Origin of the sequence: Microcystis sp. M_QC_C_20170808_M9Col, from assembly GCF_007095495.1 — a bacterium.
Taxonomy (GTDB): Bacteria; Cyanobacteriota; Cyanobacteriia; order Cyanobacteriales; family Microcystaceae; genus Microcystis; species Microcystis aeruginosa.
Genome location: NZ_SFBZ01000319.1, coordinates 1 through 18356, shown reverse-complemented (window position 1 = coordinate 18356; position 18356 = coordinate 1). Strand labels below are relative to the sequence as shown.

The window sequence follows — 18356 nt, the reverse complement described above, 5'->3', positions numbered from 1 at the left end:
TTCTGGGACTTTTTCTCTGAAAATTAGGTAATTGACCAGATGAGAATCGGTAAAACCCTACACCCCACACCCCACACCCCACACCCTGTCCCCACGAAAAACTTTTTCAGCAGACCCTAATTAGCGGATATCACCCTAGATAATGGGGGTGAAACCTCACTATCAGCCCCAGGGACAACCTGACAAAATTAAATTATCACAGTCAACGAGGACAAATTAATGAAACCGATTGTTGAATCTTTTTACAACTGGTACAGCAGCAAAATCACTCACCCTCAATATCGTTGGATTATCATTCTGGGAACTATGGTTTATCTGTTTAGCCCCCTCGATATTTCTCCTGACGTTTTCCCGATTATTGGTTGGATCGATGATGGTATTGTCCTCACCCTTTTAACCACGGAATTATCGCGATTAGTTCTTGATTATCGCAATCGCCGTCCGGGGAGAGTAAAGAATCAAACCGAGGTTTCTTCCCCAACCAATGCCGTTGATACCGATGCCGTAGAAGTCAGAAGTTAGAATTCGTAAGTCTCAATTCTGACTTCTGAATTCAGGAGATTGCTGTTATTTATTTTCCCCCCCACTACCCCACTTCCCCACTTCCCCACTACCCCACTACCCCACTTCCTAATTCCCTCTCCCTTCTTCCCTAAACTGGAATCAAAGAACTATCGACGCTGGCTAAAAGTGTTTGCACCTCCTCATCGCTGGTTTGGGAAAAGTCCTCGTACCAAAGAGAAATCGATCTCAATTCGTAGGGTTTATGTAGGCAAATTACTCGATCGACTAATTTTTCTAATTGATCACAGACCTCCGGCGGGGCAACAGGAACAGCAATAATAATAGCAGCGGGGTTTCTAGCTTTCAGGGTCAGAATCGCCGCTTTAATCGTTGCTCCCGTAGCGATCCCATCATCTACTAGAATAATCGTTTTTCCCGTCACGTCCGGAAAGGGTCGCTCCCCTCGATATAAACGATCACGTCGCTCTAATTCGATCATTTCTTCCTTTGCTACCCTTTCCATCATCGCCTCCGATAGGTGCAAGTCTTCAACGATACTTTCATTGATCACCCGCACACCATTCTGACCGATCGCCCCAAAAGCTAACTCTTTTCGCTCCGGTACACCTAATTTTCGCACCAAACACAGATCTAGCGGTAAATGTAACCTTTGGGCAATTTCAAAGGCGATCGGAACCCCACCCCGGGGCAAAGCCAAAACTAGCACCCCAGCACTATTAGTATATTCTGTCAAGTAACTAGCTAATAGTCTCCCTGCCGAGTGCCGATCTTTGAGCAGATAAGTCATAATGCCCTCCTAGGGGCTAATCCCCCTGGGGATCCTTGCTTTCCCCTGCCTTTATTCTATATTTCTCCGCTAATCTCTAGCTGAAATGTTAAGAAATTTAGCGAAGGCTTGACATTTTTTCGGCTAACCGAAGTTTTTCTAGGCCAGAGATCGGCTAAAATCTTAGGCGAGAGGGTTTTGTAAAGTTAGGTAACAAACATGAATCAAAGTTTAAGTGATGCGCTAGAGCCGATCGCCGCTGCCTTTCGCGGTCTCGGAACTCCCGAACCGATCGTTCATTGGGGACATCCAGTCATGATGGGGATTGTGGTTTTAGTTATGGGTAGTTATACTGCCTATGCCGGTTGGCAAAGCCGTTTAAGCCAAGATGGGGAAGTAGTGGCCAAAAATCGGGCTGATCACCGCAAACTCGCCCCCTGGCTGTTTTTATTTATCGCTCTCGGTTACACCGGCGGTATTTTATCCCTAGTCATGCAGAAACATCCCATCCTCGAAAGCAGCCATTTCTGGACAGGATCGATCGCGATCGGTTTATTAGCTTTCAATGGATTATTGTCCCTAACTGGCTTCGCTGGCGGGAAAAAAGAACTTTTCCGGACTGTTCACGCCTATATCGGCAGTATTGCCCTAATTTTACTGCTGGTTCACGGTGTTTTTGGTCTTCAGTTAGGATTATCTCTCTAGTTGGTTTATTTATGGCTGCGGGTGGGCCAATTCCCACCCAGAAATTTTTCACCACAGAAGACTGTGACCAAGGCCAATAATTGAAGAAATCATGACTTTAAGCGCTATTGTCGGGATTCTGCGTTTAGAATTAACAGTTAATTCACCAAGAAGGTATCGTCACGCAACGAGGAGATAGATATTTTGAAGAAAGTAGAAGCGATTATCCGACCCTTTAAACTTGAAGAGGTGAAACTCGCCCTGGTTAACGCGGGCATTGTCGGCATGACTGTCTCCGAAGTTAGAGGTTTCGGTCGTCAGAAAGGTCAAACGGAACGTTATCGCGGTTCCGAGTACACCGTCGAATTTCTCCAAAAACTCAAGATCGAGATAGTTGTCGAAGATAATCAAGTCGATATGGTCGTCGGTAAGCTGATTTCGGCGGCGCGTACTGGTGAAATCGGAGACGGTAAAATCTTCATCTCCCCCGTGGAACAGATCGTCCGCATCCGTACCGGCGAAAAAGATCTCGAAGCGATTTAACCTCCAAACAAGGGATGATAGTACAATGCTGTCATCCCCCCTCATTGACAGTGTTTCCCATCAAGAAGTGTAACCTAATTTGGTATCGACCACCGACGACCGATTCCCCAAAACGGAAACTTTGTACCTCAACATTAAGATAACTACTATAATTGAATCTCTTGGCTCGGTCTGCCCCCATCGCTGCTGAAGACCGCCGAACGGGATAAATAATTTGACCAGACTAGATATGATCATTTCCGGTGACTAAAAAAACCTCTTGCCTAAAAAGTCACAAATATTATATAATGTTTGATTGTGGCCAAAATCGGTGTTAGGTGGTGCTGAAGGCACTGCCAAGCAGAACCGCCTTGGTCGCTCGGTCTTCGCCGGGATACTGAAGATAAACCCTTTAAGTCCCGAAGAAACAAAGACCAGCAACAATCTAGGCAGAACCAGCAAACCTGTCTAGTCTTACTTACGAATTTAACGGGATGCCAGCTTAAATAACTCGAAAAAAGTCATTCAAGTTGGGCAGGCTGATAAAGTGGGAAAAATCTTTCCCGCTCCTATAGCCACGGCCACGTTATTTTTGATTGTCGTCTAGTAAAGATAAAGAGAACAATCCGTGTCTATCGGTATCCTCGGTACAAAACTGGGCATGACCCAAATCTTCGACAACAAAACGGGAGTCGCCATTCCCGTCACCGTCGTTCAAGCCGGTCCCTGTCCCGTCACCCAAGTCAAAACTAAAAAAACCGACGGTTATGAATCCATCCAAGTGGGATACAAAACCGTCAAAGAAAAAGCCCTCAACAAACCGCTGCTCGGTCATTTAGCCAAAGCCGGTGTCTCCCCCCTGCGGCATTTAATCGAATACCGCCTCGAGGACGCATCCGCTTACACTTTAGGCCAAGAAATTACCGCCGCTATCTTCCAAGAAGGCGATTTGGTCGATGTGGCTGGAACCACCATCGGACGGGGTTTCTCCGGCTATCAAAAACGCCATAACTTCAAGCGCGGTAACATGACCCACGGTTCCAAAAACCACCGTCTCCCCGGTTCCACCGGCGCCGGTACTACCCCCGGCCGCGTCTTCCCGGGTAAAAGAATGGCTGGACAATACGGAGCAACCCAAGTTACCATCCGCAAATTGTCCGTGGTCAAAATCGATAGCGAACGCCACCTGATCCTGATCAAAGGAGCCGTCCCGGGCAAACCAGGAACCCTGTTAAACATCACCCCCGCCAAGAAATTTGGTAAATAGGGCAAGGAAAGATTAAAGCCATGGTTAACTACACAGTCAAAAATTGGCAAGGGGAAGAAGCGGGAACAGGCACCCTGGAACTGAAAACCGCTAAACCCGAAACCGCCAAACACCTAATTCACCGCGTCGTCGTCAGCCATCTAGCGGCGGCCCGCCAAGGTAACGCCTCCAGCAAAACCCGCTCGGAAGTGCGCGGCGGTGGTCGCAAACCCTGGCGGCAAAAAGGCACTGGTCGGGCCCGGGCCGGTTCGATCCGTTCTCCCCTCTGGCGTGGTGGCGGTGTCATCTTCGGACCCAAACCCAGAGATTTTGAGGTTAAGGTCAATCGCAAAGAGAAAAGATTAGCCCTGAGAACCGCCCTGATCGGCCAGGCCGATAACTTGATCGTGGTGGAAAGCTTCTCTGAACAATTCTCTCAACCCAAAACCAAAGAACTCACCGCTGCCTTAAATCGCTGGGGAGCGGGTTCAGAGGAAAAAATTCTGCTAATTCTGGCGGAAATTCCCGAAAATGTCTATTTATCGGGACGTAATATCTGCAATCTCAAAATTATTCGCGCGGACAGTCTCAACGTCTATGATGTCCTCCTAGCCGATCGAGTTATCGCTACCGCCGCAGCCCTAGCCAAAATTGAGGAGGTCTATGGTGCTTAAAACTGAAGCCAGGCAACTCGCCGATCTGATCCTAAAGCCGATCGTGACCGAGAAAGCCACCCTACTCCTAGAACAAAATAAATACGTCTTCGATGTCGCACTGAAAGCGACTAAGCCGGAAATTCAAGCGGCGATCGAACTGCTGTTTGACGTGAAAGTAACGAAAGTGAACACCAGCCGCCCCTCTCGTCAGAAAAAACGCGTCGGCCGTTTCCTCGGTTACAAACCCCAATACAAACGTGCGATCGTGACCCTAGCAGCAGGCGACTCGATCACCCTCTATCCCGACGTATAAAAACCAAGAAACCCGATAACGGAAAACTAAACTATGGGTATTCGTTCTTTTAGACCCTTAACCCCCGGGACAAGGCAGGCGGCCATCTCCGACTTTAAAGAGATCACCAAAACCGAACCAGAAAAGTCCCTAACTCATCACAAACACAGTAAACAGGGGCGTAATAATCGTGGTGTCGTTACCAGTCGTCACCGGGGCGGCGGTCATAAACGCCTCTACCGGATTATCGATTTTCGTCGCGATAAACGGGATATTCCAGCCAAAGTAGCGGCGATTGAGTACGATCCTAACCGTAACGCCCGCATTGCCCTGCTTTTCTACAAAGACGGGGAAAAACGCTACATCATCGCCCCCGCCGGTTTAGGCGTTGGTGATACCGTCATCGCCGGAGAAAACGCTCCCTTCGAGGTCGGTAATGCCCTGCCCTTAAGTCGCATCCCCCTAGGGACAGAAGTTCATAACATCGAACTCGTCCCCGGTCGCGGTGGTCAAATGGTGCGAGCCGCCGGTGGTTTCGCCCAAGTGGTAGCCAAAGAAGGCGATTACGTTACCATCCGCCTCCCCTCCAAAGAAGTCCGCATGATCCGGCGTGAATGCTACGCCACCATCGGAAAAGTCGGTAACGCCGAAGCGAGAAATATCAGTCTCGGTAAAGCCGGCCGTACCCGTCACCGCGGTCAACGACCTCATGTTCGGGGTAGCGTCATGAACCCAGTCGATCACCCGCACGGAGGTGGAGAGGGTCGCGCTCCGATCGGACGTTCCGGCCCGATGACTCCCTGGGGTAAACCCGCCCTCGGCCGCAAAACTCGCAACAAGAAAAAACGCAGTAGCGATCTCATCGTACGCCGTCGTACCCAGGGTTAGAAATTATTACTTTACTTTTGACTGAAAATTATGGGTCGTTCACTGAAAAAGGGGCCATTTGTCGCCGGCCACCTGATGGAAAAAATCGAAAAACTCAACGCACAGGGCAGTAAACAAGTGATTAAAACTTGGTCCCGTGCCTCGACAATCATTCCCGATATGGTCGGTCACACGATCGCCGTTCACAACGGCAAACAGCACGTTCCCGTCTACGTTTCCGAGCAGATGGTCGGTCATAAACTCGGTGAATTCGCTCCCACCCGCACCTTCCGCGGCCACGCCAAGAGCGACAAAAAAGCAGGACGGAAATAGATCGGTGGGCGGTTATCTTAAAACCGTCAGCCCCCGGTCAGCGTTCAGATAACCATGAGATGGTGGGTTACGGCGACTAGATAAATTAATAACTAAGTCTTATAAGTTGTCGTCGCCTAACCCACCCTACCTAACTGATAACTGATAACTGAAATGACCATCGATACCTCTAACGAAGTCAAAGCGATCGCCCGCTATATTCGGATGTCACCCCTGAAAGTCAGACGGGTACTCGATCAGATCCGCGGTCGCTCCTATCGGGAAGCCCTAATTATTCTCGAATTCATGCCCTACCGGGCCTGTGATCCCATCCTCAAAGTCCTGCGTTCCGCCGTTGCCAACGCCGAACATAACGAAGGACTCGATCCCGCCACTTTGGTAGTTAGCCAAGCCTTTGCCGATGGCGGACCGACCCTAAAACGTTTTCGACCCCGGGCCCAGGGGCGCGCCTACCAAATTCGCAAACCCACCTGTCATATCACCGTCGCCGTCGCTCCTAGCAACAAAGACTAATCACCTTAACTAAAAAAACCACAATGGGACAAAAAATCCATCCCCTCGGTTTTCGTCTCGGCGTTATCAAAGATCATAAATCTTGCTGGTATGCCGACGCGAAACGTTACCCCGAACTACTGCAAGAAGATCGCCGCATTCGTGAATACGTCGAAAAAAACCTTGCTAATGCCGGTATCGCCGATATTCGCATCGAACGTAAGGCCGATCAAGTAGATATCTCCATCCACACCGCCCGACCCGGGGTCGTCGTCGGTCGTGGTGGCACGGGAATCGAACAGCTGCGCCTAGGTTTACAAAAAGCCCTCGGTGGCCAGCGTCAAATTCGCATTAACGTCATTGAGGTCGCTCGCGTTGATGCCGATGCCAACCTGATCGCCGAATACATCGCCCAACAACTAGAAAGACGGGTTTCCTTCCGTCGTGTTGTCCGCCAGGCCATCCAACGGGCGCAAAGGGCCGAAGTCAAAGGGATCAAAATTCAAGTTAGCGGTCGTCTCAACGGGGCGGAAATCGCTCGGACTGAATGGGTGCGGGAAGGACGAGTTCCCCTGCATACCCTGCGCGCCGATATTGATTACTCCTATAAAACCGCCAGCACCATCTACGGGATTCTAGGCGTGAAAGTTTGGATATTTAAGGGCGAAATTATCCCCGGCCAAGAAGAAATTGCCGCCGCCGTTCCCGCTCAAGCACCGCGCCGTCAACAGCGTCGCCGTCAACAGTTTGAAGATCGCTCTAGTGAGGGCTGATCCCTAATATTTATCAGTGGTAAATAGCTCATGTTAAGTCCCAAAAGAACAAAATTCCGCAAACAACAGCGCGGACGGATGCGCGGGCTGGCCACCGGCGGAAATACGATTAATTTCGGCGATTTCGCCCTGCAAGCCACCGAACCCTGTTGGATTACTTCCCGTCAAATCGAAGCGGCCAGACGGGCAATGACTCGTTATATTCGTCGGGGTGGCAAAATCTGGATTCGCGTTTTTCCCGATAAACCCGTGACCCAACGGGCGGCAGAAACTCGGATGGGCTCCGGGAAAGGTTCCCCCGAATTCTGGGTGGCCGTGGTTAAACCGGGGTTCATTATGTTTGAAATTGCCGGGGTAGCCGAACCCGTGGCCCGGGAAGCAATGCGCCTAGCCGCCCAAAAATTACCGATTAAGACCAAATTTATCACTCGCGAGGAGGATTTCGTCTAATGGCTTTACCGAAAATCGCCGAAGTGAGGCAGATGAGCGATGAGGACATCGCTGATGCTATCCTCGCTGCCAAAAAGAAACTGTTTGAATTGCGTTTGCAACAGGCCACCCGCCGCTTGGAAAAAACCCACGAATTCAAACACACCCGCCACCGTCTTGGCCAATTATTGACCGTAGAACGGGAGCGCCAACTAGCCCAGTCCACCCCGGAGGCATAACCCACTATGGCAGTTAAAGAAAGAGTTGGGGTAGTAGTCAGCGACAAAATGGATAAAACCGTAGTGGTAGCCATTGAAAACCGCTCTCCTCACCCCAAATACGGCAAAATCGTCGTTAAAACCCAGAAATTTAAAGCTCACGACGCAGAAAATCAAGCCAAACAAGGCGATCGAGTTCGTATTCGTGAAACCCGCCCCCTCAGTAAAACCAAACGTTGGGAAGTGGCGGAAATATTAACCGATAATTAAATTTCACCTAGGTAAAAACCGTGATTCAACAACAAACCTACTTAAATGTCGCTGACAATAGCGGGGCGCGGAAACTAATGTGTCTGCGGGTGCTGGGAACAGGTAACTGTACCTACGGTGGCATCGGTGACAAAATTATCGCCGTGGTTAAGGACGCTATCCCCAATATGCCCGTGAAAAAATCCGATGTGGTGACGGCGGTGATTGTGCGCACCCGTCAAACCGTCCGTCGCGATAGCGGTATGAGCATCCGTTTTGATGATAACGCCGCCGTGATTATTAATAATGACGGTAATCCCAAAGGTACTAGGGTTTTTGGTCCGGTCGCTCGGGAATTGCGCGATAAAAACTACACCAAAATTGTTTCCTTAGCCCCAGAAGTTCTCTGATCAAAGTGAAAAGTACCAAGGCAATTGGCTGATGGCTAGTCTAAAACTTTTCACACTTTGAGGTCAAAAAAAATGAGTAAGAAAAACAGTCAAACCCCACCCCAAAGGCAAAAAATGCACGTTAAAAAAGGGGATGTCGTTCAAGTAATCGCTGGTTCCGATAAGGGCAAAGTGGGCGAAATTTTACGCGCCCTCCCCCAAGAAAGTACCGTGGTGGTCAAAGGAGTTAATATCCGCACCAAACATACTAAACCCCAACAGGAAGGAGAATCGGGTCAAATCGTTACCTACGAAGCACCGATTCACAGTTCCAAAGTGATGCTTTATTCCGATAAGAAAAAAATCGCCAGTCGGGTAGGTTATACCTTTACCGAAGACGGTCGGAAAGTGCGGATACTGAAGAAAACTGGCGAAATTATTGATTAGTTTCCCATCAATTCTAGTTCCTGACCAAGCCCAGGAAAAGTAAGCAGAAAAACTATGAGCCAAAAACTAAAAACCACCTATCAAGAAACCATTGTTCCGAAACTGAAAGAACAATTTGGTTATACCAATATCCACCAAGTACCTAAAGTTATCAAAATTACTGTTAACCGCGGTCTTGGGGAAGCTTCACAAAACGCCAAAGCTTTGGAGTCTTCCAAGGAGGAACTGTCCACCATCACCGGACAACAACCGGTAGTGACTAGAGCCAAAAAAGCGATCGCTGGTTTCAAAATTCGCGAAGGAATGCCCGTGGGTGTCATGGTGACATTGCGCGGCGATCGAATGTACGCTTTTTTAGACCGTCTAATTAATCTGGCCTTACCACGCATTCGCGACTTTCGCGGTATCAGTGGTAACAGTTTTGATGGTCGTGGTAACTACAGTTTAGGCATTCGTGAACAGTTGATCTTCCCCGAAATTGAATACGACAAAATCGATCAAATTCGCGGGATGGACATCTCAATCATCACCACCGCTAAAAACGACGAAGAAGGACGCGCCCTCCTCAAAGAGATGGGAATGCCCTTTAGATAAATCAATCAAGAGAAAAGGAAACAGTGACCGGTAAATAAGTGAACAGTGAACAGTAAACAGTGAACAGTAAACAGTGATTGAGTGAAAAGACAGCAGGAAACTGCTATTTAATACTACTCACTTAATACTCAAATCTGATAACTGACCCACTGATAACTGATAACTGATAACTGATAACTGATAACTGACCACTGATGTTGATCCCAATTTAGGAGAAAAACAGGTAATTCATGTCTGCTAACGATACCATCTCGGATATGCTGACCCGCATCCGTAACGCTTGCGCGGTTCGGCAGACCACTACTCAAATTCCCACCACGCGGATGACGCGCAGTATTGCTCAAGTTCTCAAAGACGAAGGCTTTATTGCTGACTTTGAGGAAGTGGGTGAGGGGATTAAATCTCAATTAGTTCTTTCCCTCAAATATAAAGGCAAAAACCGTCAACCGATCATTACTACCCTCACCAGAGTCAGTAAACCGGGCCTGCGAGTTTATTCCAATAGTAAAGACTTACCTCGCGTCCTCGGTGGCATTGGCATCGCCATTGTTTCCACCTCTAAAGGCATTATGACCGATCGCGAGGCCCGTAAACAAAACGTTGGCGGCGAAGTCCTTTGCTACATCTGGTAAACAAGGATAAGCTATCAGCCGTCAGCCTTTCCCAGTTTAAACCCGATAGCTGACCCACTGATAACTCTTCCCTGATAACTGATAACTGATAACTGATAACTGTTATGTCTCGTATTGGCAAACGCCCGATTCCTATTCCCAATAAAGTCACCGTCGATATCGATGGTGCTACCGTGACGGTGAAAGGGCCCAAAGGAACTCTCCAGAGAACCCTACCCACCGCCGTCGCCATCAATAAAGATGGCGAAACCCTGCTCGTTACCCGTCAAGACGATTCGCGTACCGCCAGAGAACGCCACGGACTCTGTAGAACTCTAGTAGCCAACATGGTGGAAGGAGTCGCTACCGGCTTTCAAAAACGCCTCGATATCCAAGGGGTGGGCTACCGCGCCCAAGCGCAGGGTAGTAAATTAGTTCTTAATGTTGGTTACAGTAAACCCGTGGAAATGGAGATGCCCGATGGTGTTTCCGTCGCCGTAGAAAACAACACCCAAGTTATCGTCAGTGGCATCGACAAAGAAGCCGTCGGTAACACCGCCGCTAAAATCCGCGAAGTTCGTCCCCCCGAACCTTATAAAGGAAAAGGGATTCGCTATCTTGGTGAAGTTGTCCGTCGCAAAGTTGGTAAAGCTGGCGGTAAAGGCGCTAAAGGCGGTAAAGGAGGTAAAAAATAAACCATGAAACTTAGTCGCAAAGAATCAGTCCGTCGTCGTCACCAGCGTGTGCGTCGCAAAATTAATGGCACTGCTGAACGGCCGCGTTTATCCGTATTTCGTTCTAATAACCACATCTACGCCCAAATTATCGACGACGTAGCCCAACACACCCTCGCTGCCGCTTCTACCCTAGAGGCCACCTTGCGCGGGGAATTGGAATCCACCGCTACCCAAGAAGCCTCGGCTGCCGTGGGTAAACTGGTGGCCCAACGGGCCCTAGACAAAGGCATCGAACAAGTGGTTTTTGATCGCGGTGGCAATCTCTATCACGGTCGCGTCAAAGCCTTAGCAGAAGCGGCTCGGTCAGCCGGCTTAAACTTCTAAAATATCCTTTCAACACTGATAAAACTATGGCAAAACGTCGCAAAGGCAACCGCGAAAAAGAAAAAGAAACCACTTGGCAAGAGCGGGTCATCCAGATCCGCCGGGTTAGTAAAGTGGTTAAGGGTGGTAAAAAACTCAGCTTCCGGGCTATCGTCGTGGTCGGTAATGAAAACGGCCAGGTGGGAGTGGGAGTCGGCAAAGCAGGAGACGTTATCGGGGCCGTCCGTAAAGGCGTGGCCGATGGTAAAAAACAACTAATTGAAGTCTCCTTAACTAAGGCTAGTTCCATCACTCACCTTACCCGGGGGGCTTCCGGTGGCGCTCAGGTGCTTATGCGTCCGGCTGCTCCGGGGACTGGGGTTATTGCCGGGGGTGCTGTCCGTACCGTTTTAGAATTAGCCGGGGTGAAAAATATCCTCGCTAAACAACTCGGTAGCGATAACCCCCTCAATAACGCTAGAGCCGCCGTTAACGCTCTGGAAACTCTCCGCACTTTCTCGGAAGTTGCTAAGGATCGAGGCGTATCTATAGAACATTTATACACATAGAGAAATCACCATGAAACTCCACGAAATCGCCCCCCAACCGGGGTCAACTAAACGCCGTCGTCGTGTGGGACGGGGTGTCTCGGCCGGCCAGGGCGCTAGTTGCGGTCTGGGAATGCGCGGACAAAAATCTCGCTCCGGGACGGGGACTCGTCCCGGTTTTGAGGGGGGACAAATGCCCCTCTATCGTCGGGTTCCCAAATTAAAGCATTTTCCTTTGGTTAACCCCCGTCAATACACGATCGTTAATCTGAAAAAATTAGCTTCTTTACCCGCTAATACGGAAGTTACCCTGGAAAGTCTGCTAAAAGCTAAAATTCTCACCAGCAACGACGGCCCTTTAAAAGTTTTGGGTGATGGTGAAATTACCGTTCCCCTCAAGGTGAAGGCCGCCGCTTTTAGCAATAGTGCTAAAGAGAAAATTACCGCCGCTCAAGGTACTTGGGAAGAAATTTAACGGAGACTCCGAGACAGGAGACTCCGAGACAGGAGACTCCGAGACAGGAGACAGGAGATAAAAGGCAAAAGGCAAAAGGCAAAAGGCAAAAGGTAAAGGGCAGCTTTGTTCTCCCCACACCCTACACCCCACACCCCACACCCCACACCCCACACCCCACACCCCACACCCTACACCCTACACCCCACACCCCACACCCTACACCCCACACCCCACACCCCACACCCAACCCCCAAGACCTGATTGCTATATCATAAGAAAGACAGGGGAAATCTTAAAAAAATCGAGAAAGTTTTCCCCCTCGATTACTTTTTCCCATAAAAAAAACTGCACTAGAGGTAACTGTTAATGGTCGTCAGTCGTGATAAGGCTCCCACGGCACAGGAAACGTTTATGCAAATGGCACAGGCGGCCGGTTTACGCGGTCGCTTGTTGATTACATTGGGTTTACTGATTCTGCTCCGTTTTGGGATGTTTGTACCGATACCCGGTTTGGATCGGGCAAGATTAGCAGAAATTATTCAAGGTAACGCCGCTTTGGGAATCCTTGACCTGTTTACCGGGGGAGGATTATCGACGTTAGGGATTTTTGCCCTCGGCATTCTTCCCTATATCAACGCCTCAATTATCGTGCAACTGCTCACCGCTGCCCTTCCTTCTTTGGAAGATTTACAGAAAAATGAAGGAGAAGCAGGACGGCGAAAAATTGCCCAAATTACCCGTTATATTGCCTTTGGTTGGGCAATTATTCAAAGTATCGGCATTACTCTCGGTTTATTGGTGGCTAACGGCGTTGTGGCTGGAACTTTACCCTCGATCGCTGCTACGGTTCTCGCTTTAGTGGCCGGTTCTATGTTCGTGATGTGGATCTCGGAACTGATCACAGAACGCGGTCTGGGAAATGGAGCATCTTTGTTGATTTTTGTCAACATTGTCGCTGTTTTACCAAAAACCCTCGGTGATACGATTACTTTTGCCCAACAGGGTGGCCGACAAGCGATCGCTCAAGTGGTGATTCTCTTGCTGGTTTTCTTGGTGATGATTATCGGCATTGTTTTTGTTCAGGAAGGAACCCGTCGGATTCCGATTGTTTCTGCCCGTCGTCAGGTGGGTCGTCGTCTCTATCGGGAAAGAACCAGTTATCTACCCCTACGACTCAATCAAGGGGGCGTGATGCCGATTATTTTCGCCTCGGCAGTGTTGGTCTTACCTTTCCAATTGGTGCAAGCTTTACCCACGGATAACCCGGTCGGTCAGGTTTTAGTCCAGTTGGTTAATGCTCTGCGTCCCGATAGTTGGGGTTATGTGGCTTTTTATAGCTTACTAATTCTCGGTTTTAGTTTCTTCTACGCTTCCCTGATCGTTAACCCCAAGGATATGTCCCAAAACCTGAAAAAAATGGGGGCCAGTATTCCGGGGATTCGGCCAGGGACCGCTACTACTAATTATCTGGAAGGGGTGCTGAATCGTCTCACCCTTTTGGGCGCTCTCTTTTTAAGTTTGGTGGCTACTGTGCCGACTGTAGTAGAAAGCGCCACCGGTGTCACCACTTTTCGCGGTTTGGGGGCAACTTCCCTGTTAATTCTGGTGGGGGTGGCGATCGATACTGCGAAACAAATTCAAACCTATGTCATGTCTCAACGCTATGAGGACATGATTAAAAAGTAGTTAGATAGTTAACCAGTGACCTTTTACCGGTTACTGGTTGTTTTTTCCCTTAAAACCCTATATTTAATCCATGAGCAAACGGATCGGTGTGATATTTTTGGGACCGCCCGGATCGGGAAAAGGAACCCAAGCGGCAAAATTAGCGGAATCTCTGACGATTCCCCATATTTCTACCGGTGAAATTTTACGTCAAGCAATTACAGAGAAGACAGAACTTGGTCAGCAAGCACAAGCTTATGTGGAAAAGGGCGAATTAGTCCCCGATGAGTTGTTATTAGGTTTAATTCAGGAACGTTTAAAACAGCCTGACAGTGCTAAGGGTTGGATTCTTGATGGGTTTCCCCGCACGGTGGCACAGGCGAGCTTTTTAGACGCATTACTGGAAGAATTGGCCGATAGTTACACATTTGTGGTCAATTTGGCTGTACCAGATACGGTCTTAATTGAGCGTCTCATGCAACGGGGTCGTCAAGATGATACTAAAGAAACGATCGCCCGTCGCCTACAGGTTTATATCGACCAAACTGCCCCCGTTTTAGATTATTACGGTCAAAAGGGGACTCTTAACCATATCGACGGTAATCAACCGATGGACGCGGTTACTGCCGCTTTAACAGCAGTTGTCACTCCTGTTTAAAGTTTCTCTCAGTGATCAGTAATCAGTAATCAGTGATCAGTAATCAGTGATCAGTTATCAGTAATCAGTGATCAGTAGGTTGGGTTGAAGCATGAAACCCAACGCCCGCATGGGTTACGCTACCGCTAACCCATCCTACAAATAATTGTGCCTCCCTACTTATACTAAATCCAGTTATTAAAAACTGATTATTTATTCCCTCTTTTGCCTCTTGCATGAGTGCCTGTCCTGATATGTAGCCTATACTCAACGGATTTAGTATTATAAGTTTTTTATATCAAACAAGCTTTAATAGTTGAGCATATTAAAATTTACACTTCGCAATATTTATCTTTTCTTAAGAATTTATTGAAAATAATTCTCATTTGTTTACGAGGTTGCAATACTTCCAGCGATTATGGTATAATTTCGCAGTATGAAATGATGGGATGTTCTGTGCTTTTTTGGGTTTTTAGCTGTCTGGTGAGCATGAAAACCCTTGCTAAATCTACACTCACCTATTTAAGAACAGTAACAACTGGCAGTTAAAGAGCCTTTTTTAAGCCAACCCGTTGATCAATTAATTGTGTAGTTTTGTTGCAAAGAGAAAGTTTTTTTGACAAAAAGAACAGAATATGCTGCGAGTCCATCTATTTTAAGTCTGATCGCAGTTATCTTAATGGTGAGGTACAAAGTTTTCACACCCTACACTCTACACCCTACACCAGGCTCTCCCATACCTTTTAAAGAGAATTTAGTATTAGATCTGCGGGCAGTCGATGAGGGATTCCTGGAGACGAACCTAGCTAAAAACACCCCCACAGAATCGGTCAACCCGATTACGTTAAAATCAAAAGCAGGATACTGTGTATGACGGAAAAACTCGATGAACTCAGTGATTAAAGCGGTACAAACTGCCTATTATGGGGATGCAGCCTATCGGACACCACCACCAGACTTAGAATCTCTCCTGCTCAAAGAGAGAATTGTCTATCTGGGGTTGCCCTTATTTTCCTCCGATGATGTCAAGCGCAATGTCGGGGTGGACGTGACGGAATTAATTATCGCTCAACTGCTCTACCTGCAATTTGACGATCCCGAAAAACCGATTTTCTTCTATATCAACTCTACCGGCACATCCTGGTACACGGGGGACGCGATCGGCTACGAAACCGAAGCTTTCGCCATCTGTGACACCCTCAACTACATTAAACCTCCCGTTCATACTATCTGTATCGGGCAGGCCATGGGAACTGCAGCGATGATTCTTTCTGCGGGAACCAAGGGTTTTCGCGCCTCCTTGCCCCACGCTACCATCGTTCTCAACCAAAACCGCACTGGGGCGCAAGGACAAGCCACCGATATCCAGATTCGCGCCAAAGAAGTAATCGCCAACAAACAGACGATGTTAGAGATTTTCTCGAAAAATACGGGTCAAACCACCGAAAAACTGGCGAAAGATATGGATCGCACCTTCTATCTCACCCCACAACAGGCGAAAGACTACGGATTGATCGATCGCGTTCTCGAAAGTCGCAAGGAACTACCGAAACCCCTCGCCCAAGTTAGTTAAGATTTATTACAAATTAGCAGGAGTTGTTACCAATTATGCCTATCGGTGTGCCAAAAGTTCCCTACCGTCTGCCTGGTAGCCAATACGAACAGTGGATTAGCATTTACAGCCGTCTTTCGGTGGAACGCATTCTTTTTTTGGGGCAGGAAGTCACCGACGGGTTAGCCAATGCCCTTGTGGCCCAAATGCTTTATCTCGACTCGGAAGATCCCACTAAACCCATCTATCTCTATATCAACTCGCCGGGGGGTTCCGTTACCGCCGGTATGGCCATCTACGACACCATGCAGTACATCAAAGCGGAAGTGGTGACTATCTGTGTGGGATTAGCGGCCTCCATGGGGGCATTTTTACTGGCTTCCGGTAGTCCGGGTAAGCGTCTCGCCCTTCCCCATGCGCGGATTATGATTCACCAACCCATGGGCGGAACCGGGCGCCGGCAAGCGACGGATATCGACATTGAAGCTAAGGAAATCCTGCGTATTCGCCAGCAATTAAACGAAATTATGGCTAATCGCACTGGACAAACCATCGAACGCATCGAAAAAGACACGGACCGCGATTATTTCCTCTCCGCCGAGGAAGCCGTCGCCTACGGTTTAATCGATAAGGTGGTGGAGGGAAGACCGGCTTAAGTCAGTCAGAGGTTAGAACAGGCGAGAAACCTGTTCTAACCTTTTTTTCTGATAATAAACCTGACCTATGAATCATAAAAAACGGGAAAAAACTGTATCAAAATTAGCAGAAATGGGCAAAAAAAAAAATAAGATCATTTCCGTTAATTATTGAAGGAAATTTCCCGATGAAACTCGCCATTAAGCCCCTTGTTTTATCCACTGCCAGTTTAGGGTTAATGTTGGGTGTGGCAGAAAACGCCCAAGCCGCCCTGATTCCTAACATCACTGCCTCAACAAATATGGGTAGTGCTTTCTCTACTAACATAGCCAATACCGTCAATGGTGCCGGGTTGCCCAGTAATACACCAAGTCTGACAGGATCTCATGCTGCGGCAACTGTGACTAATGCTTGGTTGGGAACTGCGCTCACTGGTAATATCACTTTCAATCTCAATGGCAGCTATAGTCTGGCTGGTTTTAGCTTCTGGAACTTTAACGGACAGAGGGCTATCGGAATTAAGGGCGTGACTGTTCAATCCTCCACCAATGGGACAACTTTCACGACTATAGCGGGTGCTCCTACTCAGTTTGCTATCGCCGCAACTAGTTCTGCTGCTGTAAATCCAGAGACGTTCAGCTTTTCTTCTCCGGTTACAGCCTCTTTTGTCCGGTTTGTTGTTGCTAGTAACTGGGGTTCTATTAATGGTACTGGCTTCTCTGAGGTTCAATTTGATGGAACTCCCACTCCCGTCCCTGAACCTTCTTCCTTGCTTGCTCTGTTAGCCTTTGGTTTAGCGGGTGTTGGTTTCAGAAAAAGAATTTAAGTAGGGAGGCACAATTAGTTGTAGGATGGGTTGGCGGTAGCGTAACATGAGCAGGCGTTGGGTTTCATGCTTCAACCCAACCTACGTTCATCTTATATTTAATTCCACCCACCCACTTAATCTTGAGATGGCAGGTTGGTTTATCGGATTTGTGGCAAGAGACCAACCTACTTACTCAAAGCAATCAAAATCGTTGTCAACTGTTGCCTTGGTGCTAAGATGGGATTAGTGTCTTTTCTAGGGATTCTCTGGCGAGTTTCGGTGCTTGGACAATCAGGGAAGAAATGGAATTTTTAGCAACTTTAGAAACAGGCTTGATCTCTGCGGTGGCAATCATCAAGTTTTGCCTAGAAAGTATTTCGATCGCTTGTGTGGTGATCGGATTAATTAAAACCCTACAATTAGCTTGGCAGTCTAATCGTCACCGTCGTAGTCTTCCCCCTTTTTCCTTCAATCAAATTCGCATTCGTTTCGGTACTTGGCTATCTTTAGCCCTAGAGTTTCAGTTAGGTGGAGACATCGTGGCTACTACCGTCACACCTACTATAGAAGCCTTGGCACAACTCGCCCTCATCGCTATTATCCGAACTTTCCTCAACTATTTCCTCAGCCAAGAATTGGAAACGGAATTGTCCATGGAAAAAGAGCGATCGCAACTAGCAGCCCAGGACAATCTCAGGGATTTTTAATGCCAAAAAAAGGTGAGTTGACAATCACCTGACACTAAGCCCTGATAAGCTGTTGACTATTGAGGGTATGCTAAAAAAGTTTTTCAGCAAGCTCTAGATAGGGCTTGCTGAATAAATCTAAAAACCTTGTTGGGTAAGACTTTTAGACTTTTTGTCAATCAAAAAGTACCAGTTGTGGGAGAGATAGGGGGAAAATTCTGGGACTTTTTCTCT

28 protein-coding genes are annotated in these 18356 nt (G+C 48.1%); 27 read left to right on the top strand and 1 reads right to left on the bottom strand.

The window, feature by feature from the left end; genetic code table 11:
* Positions 1 to 219 precede the first annotated feature (219 nt).
* Complete coding sequence (locus EWV68_RS20335; protein WP_287170857.1) at positions 220 to 522, top strand: YkvA family protein; 303 nt, start codon at positions 220 to 222, stop codon at positions 520 to 522.
* Positions 523 to 652: 130 nt separating this feature from the next.
* Here EWV68_RS20335 and EWV68_RS20330 read toward each other — a convergent pair whose 3' ends face one another.
* On the bottom strand, positions 653 to 1312 hold the full coding sequence (locus EWV68_RS20330) for a phosphoribosyltransferase (protein WP_287170856.1): 660 nt from the start codon (positions 1310 to 1312) through the stop codon (positions 653 to 655).
* A gap of 198 nt (positions 1313 to 1510) precedes the next feature.
* Here EWV68_RS20330 and EWV68_RS20325 point away from each other — a divergent pair, with 198 nt between their 5' ends.
* The 26 genes from EWV68_RS20325 (at position 1511) to EWV68_RS20200 (ending at position 18143) form a co-directional block, all read left to right on the top strand.
* Positions 1511 to 1996: a DUF4079 domain-containing protein gene (locus EWV68_RS20325; protein ID WP_287170855.1), complete on the top strand. Its 486-nt coding sequence runs from the start codon at positions 1511 to 1513 to the stop codon at positions 1994 to 1996.
* A gap of 183 nt (positions 1997 to 2179) precedes the next feature.
* Positions 2180 to 2518: a P-II family nitrogen regulator gene (locus tag EWV68_RS20320; RefSeq protein ID WP_287170853.1), complete on the top strand. Its 339-nt coding sequence runs from the start codon at positions 2180 to 2182 to the stop codon at positions 2516 to 2518.
* Between the two features lie 607 nt (positions 2519 to 3125).
* The gene (gene rplC, locus EWV68_RS20315) at positions 3126 to 3764 is read left to right on the top strand and encodes a 50S ribosomal protein L3 (protein WP_190721173.1); all 639 of its coding nucleotides are present in this window, start codon (positions 3126 to 3128) and stop codon (positions 3762 to 3764) included.
* 20 nt (positions 3765 to 3784) lie between these two features.
* Positions 3785 to 4417, top strand: coding sequence for a 50S ribosomal protein L4 (gene rplD, locus EWV68_RS20310; protein ID WP_061432469.1), 633 nt, complete (start codon positions 3785 to 3787; stop codon positions 4415 to 4417).
* Positions 4407 to 4712, top strand: coding sequence for a 50S ribosomal protein L23 (locus tag EWV68_RS20305; RefSeq protein WP_012267967.1), 306 nt, complete (start codon positions 4407 to 4409; stop codon positions 4710 to 4712). Before rplD ends, EWV68_RS20305 begins: the two co-directional genes overlap by 11 nt.
* Before the next feature lie 33 nt (positions 4713 to 4745).
* Positions 4746 to 5579 carry a 50S ribosomal protein L2 gene (gene rplB / locus EWV68_RS20300; RefSeq protein ID WP_002796427.1) on the top strand — a complete coding sequence of 278 codons (834 nt, stop codon included), beginning with the start codon at positions 4746 to 4748 and terminating at the stop codon, positions 5577 to 5579.
* Positions 5580 to 5609: 30 nt separating this feature from the next.
* On the top strand, positions 5610 to 5891 hold the full coding sequence (gene rpsS / locus EWV68_RS20295) for a 30S ribosomal protein S19 (protein ID WP_002753908.1): 282 nt from the start codon (positions 5610 to 5612) through the stop codon (positions 5889 to 5891).
* A 153-nt stretch (positions 5892 to 6044) separates the two neighbouring features.
* A complete protein-coding gene (gene rplV / locus EWV68_RS20290; RefSeq protein WP_002796426.1) occupies positions 6045 to 6404 on the top strand; it encodes a 50S ribosomal protein L22 in 360 nt (119 codons plus the stop codon).
* 23 nt (positions 6405 to 6427) lie between these two features.
* On the top strand, positions 6428 to 7156 hold the full coding sequence (gene rpsC / locus EWV68_RS20285; protein ID WP_061432468.1) for a 30S ribosomal protein S3: 729 nt from the start codon (positions 6428 to 6430) through the stop codon (positions 7154 to 7156).
* Between the two features lie 30 nt (positions 7157 to 7186).
* A complete protein-coding gene (gene rplP / locus EWV68_RS20280; protein ID WP_002734310.1) occupies positions 7187 to 7606 on the top strand; it encodes a 50S ribosomal protein L16 in 420 nt (139 codons plus the stop codon).
* On the top strand, positions 7606 to 7824 hold the full coding sequence (gene rpmC / locus EWV68_RS20275; RefSeq protein ID WP_045358711.1) for a 50S ribosomal protein L29: 219 nt from the start codon (positions 7606 to 7608) through the stop codon (positions 7822 to 7824). Before rplP ends, rpmC begins: the two co-directional genes overlap by 1 nt.
* Before the next feature lie 6 nt (positions 7825 to 7830).
* Complete coding sequence (gene rpsQ, locus EWV68_RS20270) at positions 7831 to 8073, top strand: 30S ribosomal protein S17 (protein ID WP_002796423.1); 243 nt, start codon at positions 7831 to 7833, stop codon at positions 8071 to 8073.
* Positions 8074 to 8093: 20 nt separating this feature from the next.
* A complete protein-coding gene (gene rplN, locus EWV68_RS20265) occupies positions 8094 to 8462 on the top strand; it encodes a 50S ribosomal protein L14 (protein WP_002732358.1) in 369 nt (122 codons plus the stop codon).
* 72 nt (positions 8463 to 8534) lie between these two features.
* On the top strand, positions 8535 to 8888 hold the full coding sequence (gene rplX / locus EWV68_RS20260) for a 50S ribosomal protein L24 (RefSeq protein WP_287170852.1): 354 nt from the start codon (positions 8535 to 8537) through the stop codon (positions 8886 to 8888).
* A gap of 54 nt (positions 8889 to 8942) precedes the next feature.
* Positions 8943 to 9482 (top strand): 50S ribosomal protein L5, encoded by a 540-nt coding sequence (gene rplE / locus EWV68_RS20255; protein ID WP_002734750.1) that lies wholly within the window; start codon positions 8943 to 8945, stop codon positions 9480 to 9482.
* A gap of 230 nt (positions 9483 to 9712) precedes the next feature.
* Positions 9713 to 10114: a 30S ribosomal protein S8 gene (gene rpsH, locus EWV68_RS20250; protein ID WP_002734721.1), complete on the top strand. Its 402-nt coding sequence runs from the start codon at positions 9713 to 9715 to the stop codon at positions 10112 to 10114.
* A 104-nt stretch (positions 10115 to 10218) separates the two neighbouring features.
* Positions 10219 to 10788: a 50S ribosomal protein L6 gene (gene rplF / locus EWV68_RS20245; protein WP_002733352.1), complete on the top strand. Its 570-nt coding sequence runs from the start codon at positions 10219 to 10221 to the stop codon at positions 10786 to 10788.
* Between the two features lie 3 nt (positions 10789 to 10791).
* The gene (gene rplR, locus EWV68_RS20240; RefSeq protein ID WP_002753900.1) at positions 10792 to 11154 is read left to right on the top strand and encodes a 50S ribosomal protein L18; all 363 of its coding nucleotides are present in this window, start codon (positions 10792 to 10794) and stop codon (positions 11152 to 11154) included.
* A gap of 26 nt (positions 11155 to 11180) precedes the next feature.
* Entirely contained in the window at positions 11181 to 11702 is a 522-nt protein-coding gene (gene rpsE / locus EWV68_RS20235; RefSeq protein ID WP_052275669.1) for a 30S ribosomal protein S5, read from the top strand.
* A gap of 10 nt (positions 11703 to 11712) precedes the next feature.
* Positions 11713 to 12156 carry a 50S ribosomal protein L15 gene (rplO, locus tag EWV68_RS20230; RefSeq protein WP_061432467.1) on the top strand — a complete coding sequence of 148 codons (444 nt, stop codon included), beginning with the start codon at positions 11713 to 11715 and terminating at the stop codon, positions 12154 to 12156.
* 348 nt (positions 12157 to 12504) lie between these two features.
* Entirely contained in the window at positions 12505 to 13824 is a 1320-nt protein-coding gene (gene secY, locus EWV68_RS20225; RefSeq protein WP_002757587.1) for a preprotein translocase subunit SecY, read from the top strand.
* 70 nt (positions 13825 to 13894) lie between these two features.
* Positions 13895 to 14461 carry an adenylate kinase gene (locus tag EWV68_RS20220; RefSeq protein WP_002753892.1) on the top strand — a complete coding sequence of 189 codons (567 nt, stop codon included), beginning with the start codon at positions 13895 to 13897 and terminating at the stop codon, positions 14459 to 14461.
* An 865-nt stretch (positions 14462 to 15326) separates the two neighbouring features.
* Positions 15327 to 16013, top strand: coding sequence for an ATP-dependent Clp protease proteolytic subunit (locus tag EWV68_RS20215; protein ID WP_002746650.1), 687 nt, complete (start codon positions 15327 to 15329; stop codon positions 16011 to 16013).
* Between the two features lie 35 nt (positions 16014 to 16048).
* The gene (locus EWV68_RS20210; protein ID WP_002734165.1) at positions 16049 to 16648 is read left to right on the top strand and encodes an ATP-dependent Clp protease proteolytic subunit; all 600 of its coding nucleotides are present in this window, start codon (positions 16049 to 16051) and stop codon (positions 16646 to 16648) included.
* 167 nt (positions 16649 to 16815) lie between these two features.
* On the top strand, positions 16816 to 17454 hold the full coding sequence (locus EWV68_RS20205; RefSeq protein ID WP_287170850.1) for a discoidin domain-containing protein: 639 nt from the start codon (positions 16816 to 16818) through the stop codon (positions 17452 to 17454).
* Positions 17455 to 17738: 284 nt separating this feature from the next.
* The gene (locus tag EWV68_RS20200; RefSeq protein WP_002762845.1) at positions 17739 to 18143 is read left to right on the top strand and encodes a DUF1622 domain-containing protein; all 405 of its coding nucleotides are present in this window, start codon (positions 17739 to 17741) and stop codon (positions 18141 to 18143) included.
* Positions 18144 to 18356: the final 213 nt, after the last annotated feature.

Coding starts and splice junctions, on each gene's coding strand:
- rplB (WP_002796427.1), top strand. CDS start 4,746: ATGGGTATTCGTTCTTTTAGACCCTTAACCCCCGGGACAAGGCAGGCG.
- rpsH (WP_002734721.1), top strand. CDS start 9,713: ATGTCTGCTAACGATACCATCTCGGATATGCTGACCCGCATCCGTAAC.
- rplE (WP_002734750.1), top strand. CDS start 8,943: ATGAGCCAAAAACTAAAAACCACCTATCAAGAAACCATTGTTCCGAAA.
- rpsQ (WP_002796423.1), top strand. CDS start 7,831: ATGGCAGTTAAAGAAAGAGTTGGGGTAGTAGTCAGCGACAAAATGGAT.
- rplD (WP_061432469.1), top strand. CDS start 3,785: ATGGTTAACTACACAGTCAAAAATTGGCAAGGGGAAGAAGCGGGAACA.
- rpsS (WP_002753908.1), top strand. CDS start 5,610: ATGGGTCGTTCACTGAAAAAGGGGCCATTTGTCGCCGGCCACCTGATG.
- EWV68_RS20210 (WP_002734165.1), top strand. CDS start 16,049: ATGCCTATCGGTGTGCCAAAAGTTCCCTACCGTCTGCCTGGTAGCCAA.
- rplO (WP_061432467.1), top strand. CDS start 11,713: ATGAAACTCCACGAAATCGCCCCCCAACCGGGGTCAACTAAACGCCGT.
- EWV68_RS20200 (WP_002762845.1), top strand. CDS start 17,739: ATGGAATTTTTAGCAACTTTAGAAACAGGCTTGATCTCTGCGGTGGCA.
- rplF (WP_002733352.1), top strand. CDS start 10,219: ATGTCTCGTATTGGCAAACGCCCGATTCCTATTCCCAATAAAGTCACC.
- EWV68_RS20335 (WP_287170857.1), top strand. CDS start 220: ATGAAACCGATTGTTGAATCTTTTTACAACTGGTACAGCAGCAAAATC.
- rpsE (WP_052275669.1), top strand. CDS start 11,181: ATGGCAAAACGTCGCAAAGGCAACCGCGAAAAAGAAAAAGAAACCACT.
- EWV68_RS20220 (WP_002753892.1), top strand. CDS start 13,895: ATGAGCAAACGGATCGGTGTGATATTTTTGGGACCGCCCGGATCGGGA.
- rplX (WP_287170852.1), top strand. CDS start 8,535: ATGAGTAAGAAAAACAGTCAAACCCCACCCCAAAGGCAAAAAATGCAC.
- rplV (WP_002796426.1), top strand. CDS start 6,045: ATGACCATCGATACCTCTAACGAAGTCAAAGCGATCGCCCGCTATATT.
- secY (WP_002757587.1), top strand. CDS start 12,505: ATGGTCGTCAGTCGTGATAAGGCTCCCACGGCACAGGAAACGTTTATG.
- EWV68_RS20325 (WP_287170855.1), top strand. CDS start 1,511: ATGAATCAAAGTTTAAGTGATGCGCTAGAGCCGATCGCCGCTGCCTTT.
- EWV68_RS20205 (WP_287170850.1), top strand. CDS start 16,816: ATGAAACTCGCCATTAAGCCCCTTGTTTTATCCACTGCCAGTTTAGGG.
- rplR (WP_002753900.1), top strand. CDS start 10,792: ATGAAACTTAGTCGCAAAGAATCAGTCCGTCGTCGTCACCAGCGTGTG.
- EWV68_RS20215 (WP_002746650.1), top strand. CDS start 15,327: ATGAACTCAGTGATTAAAGCGGTACAAACTGCCTATTATGGGGATGCA.
- rpsC (WP_061432468.1), top strand. CDS start 6,428: ATGGGACAAAAAATCCATCCCCTCGGTTTTCGTCTCGGCGTTATCAAA.
- rpmC (WP_045358711.1), top strand. CDS start 7,606: ATGGCTTTACCGAAAATCGCCGAAGTGAGGCAGATGAGCGATGAGGAC.
- EWV68_RS20305 (WP_012267967.1), top strand. CDS start 4,407: ATGGTGCTTAAAACTGAAGCCAGGCAACTCGCCGATCTGATCCTAAAG.
- rplP (WP_002734310.1), top strand. CDS start 7,187: ATGTTAAGTCCCAAAAGAACAAAATTCCGCAAACAACAGCGCGGACGG.
- EWV68_RS20330 (WP_287170856.1), bottom strand. CDS start 1,312: ATGACTTATCTGCTCAAAGATCGGCACTCGGCAGGGAGACTATTAGCT.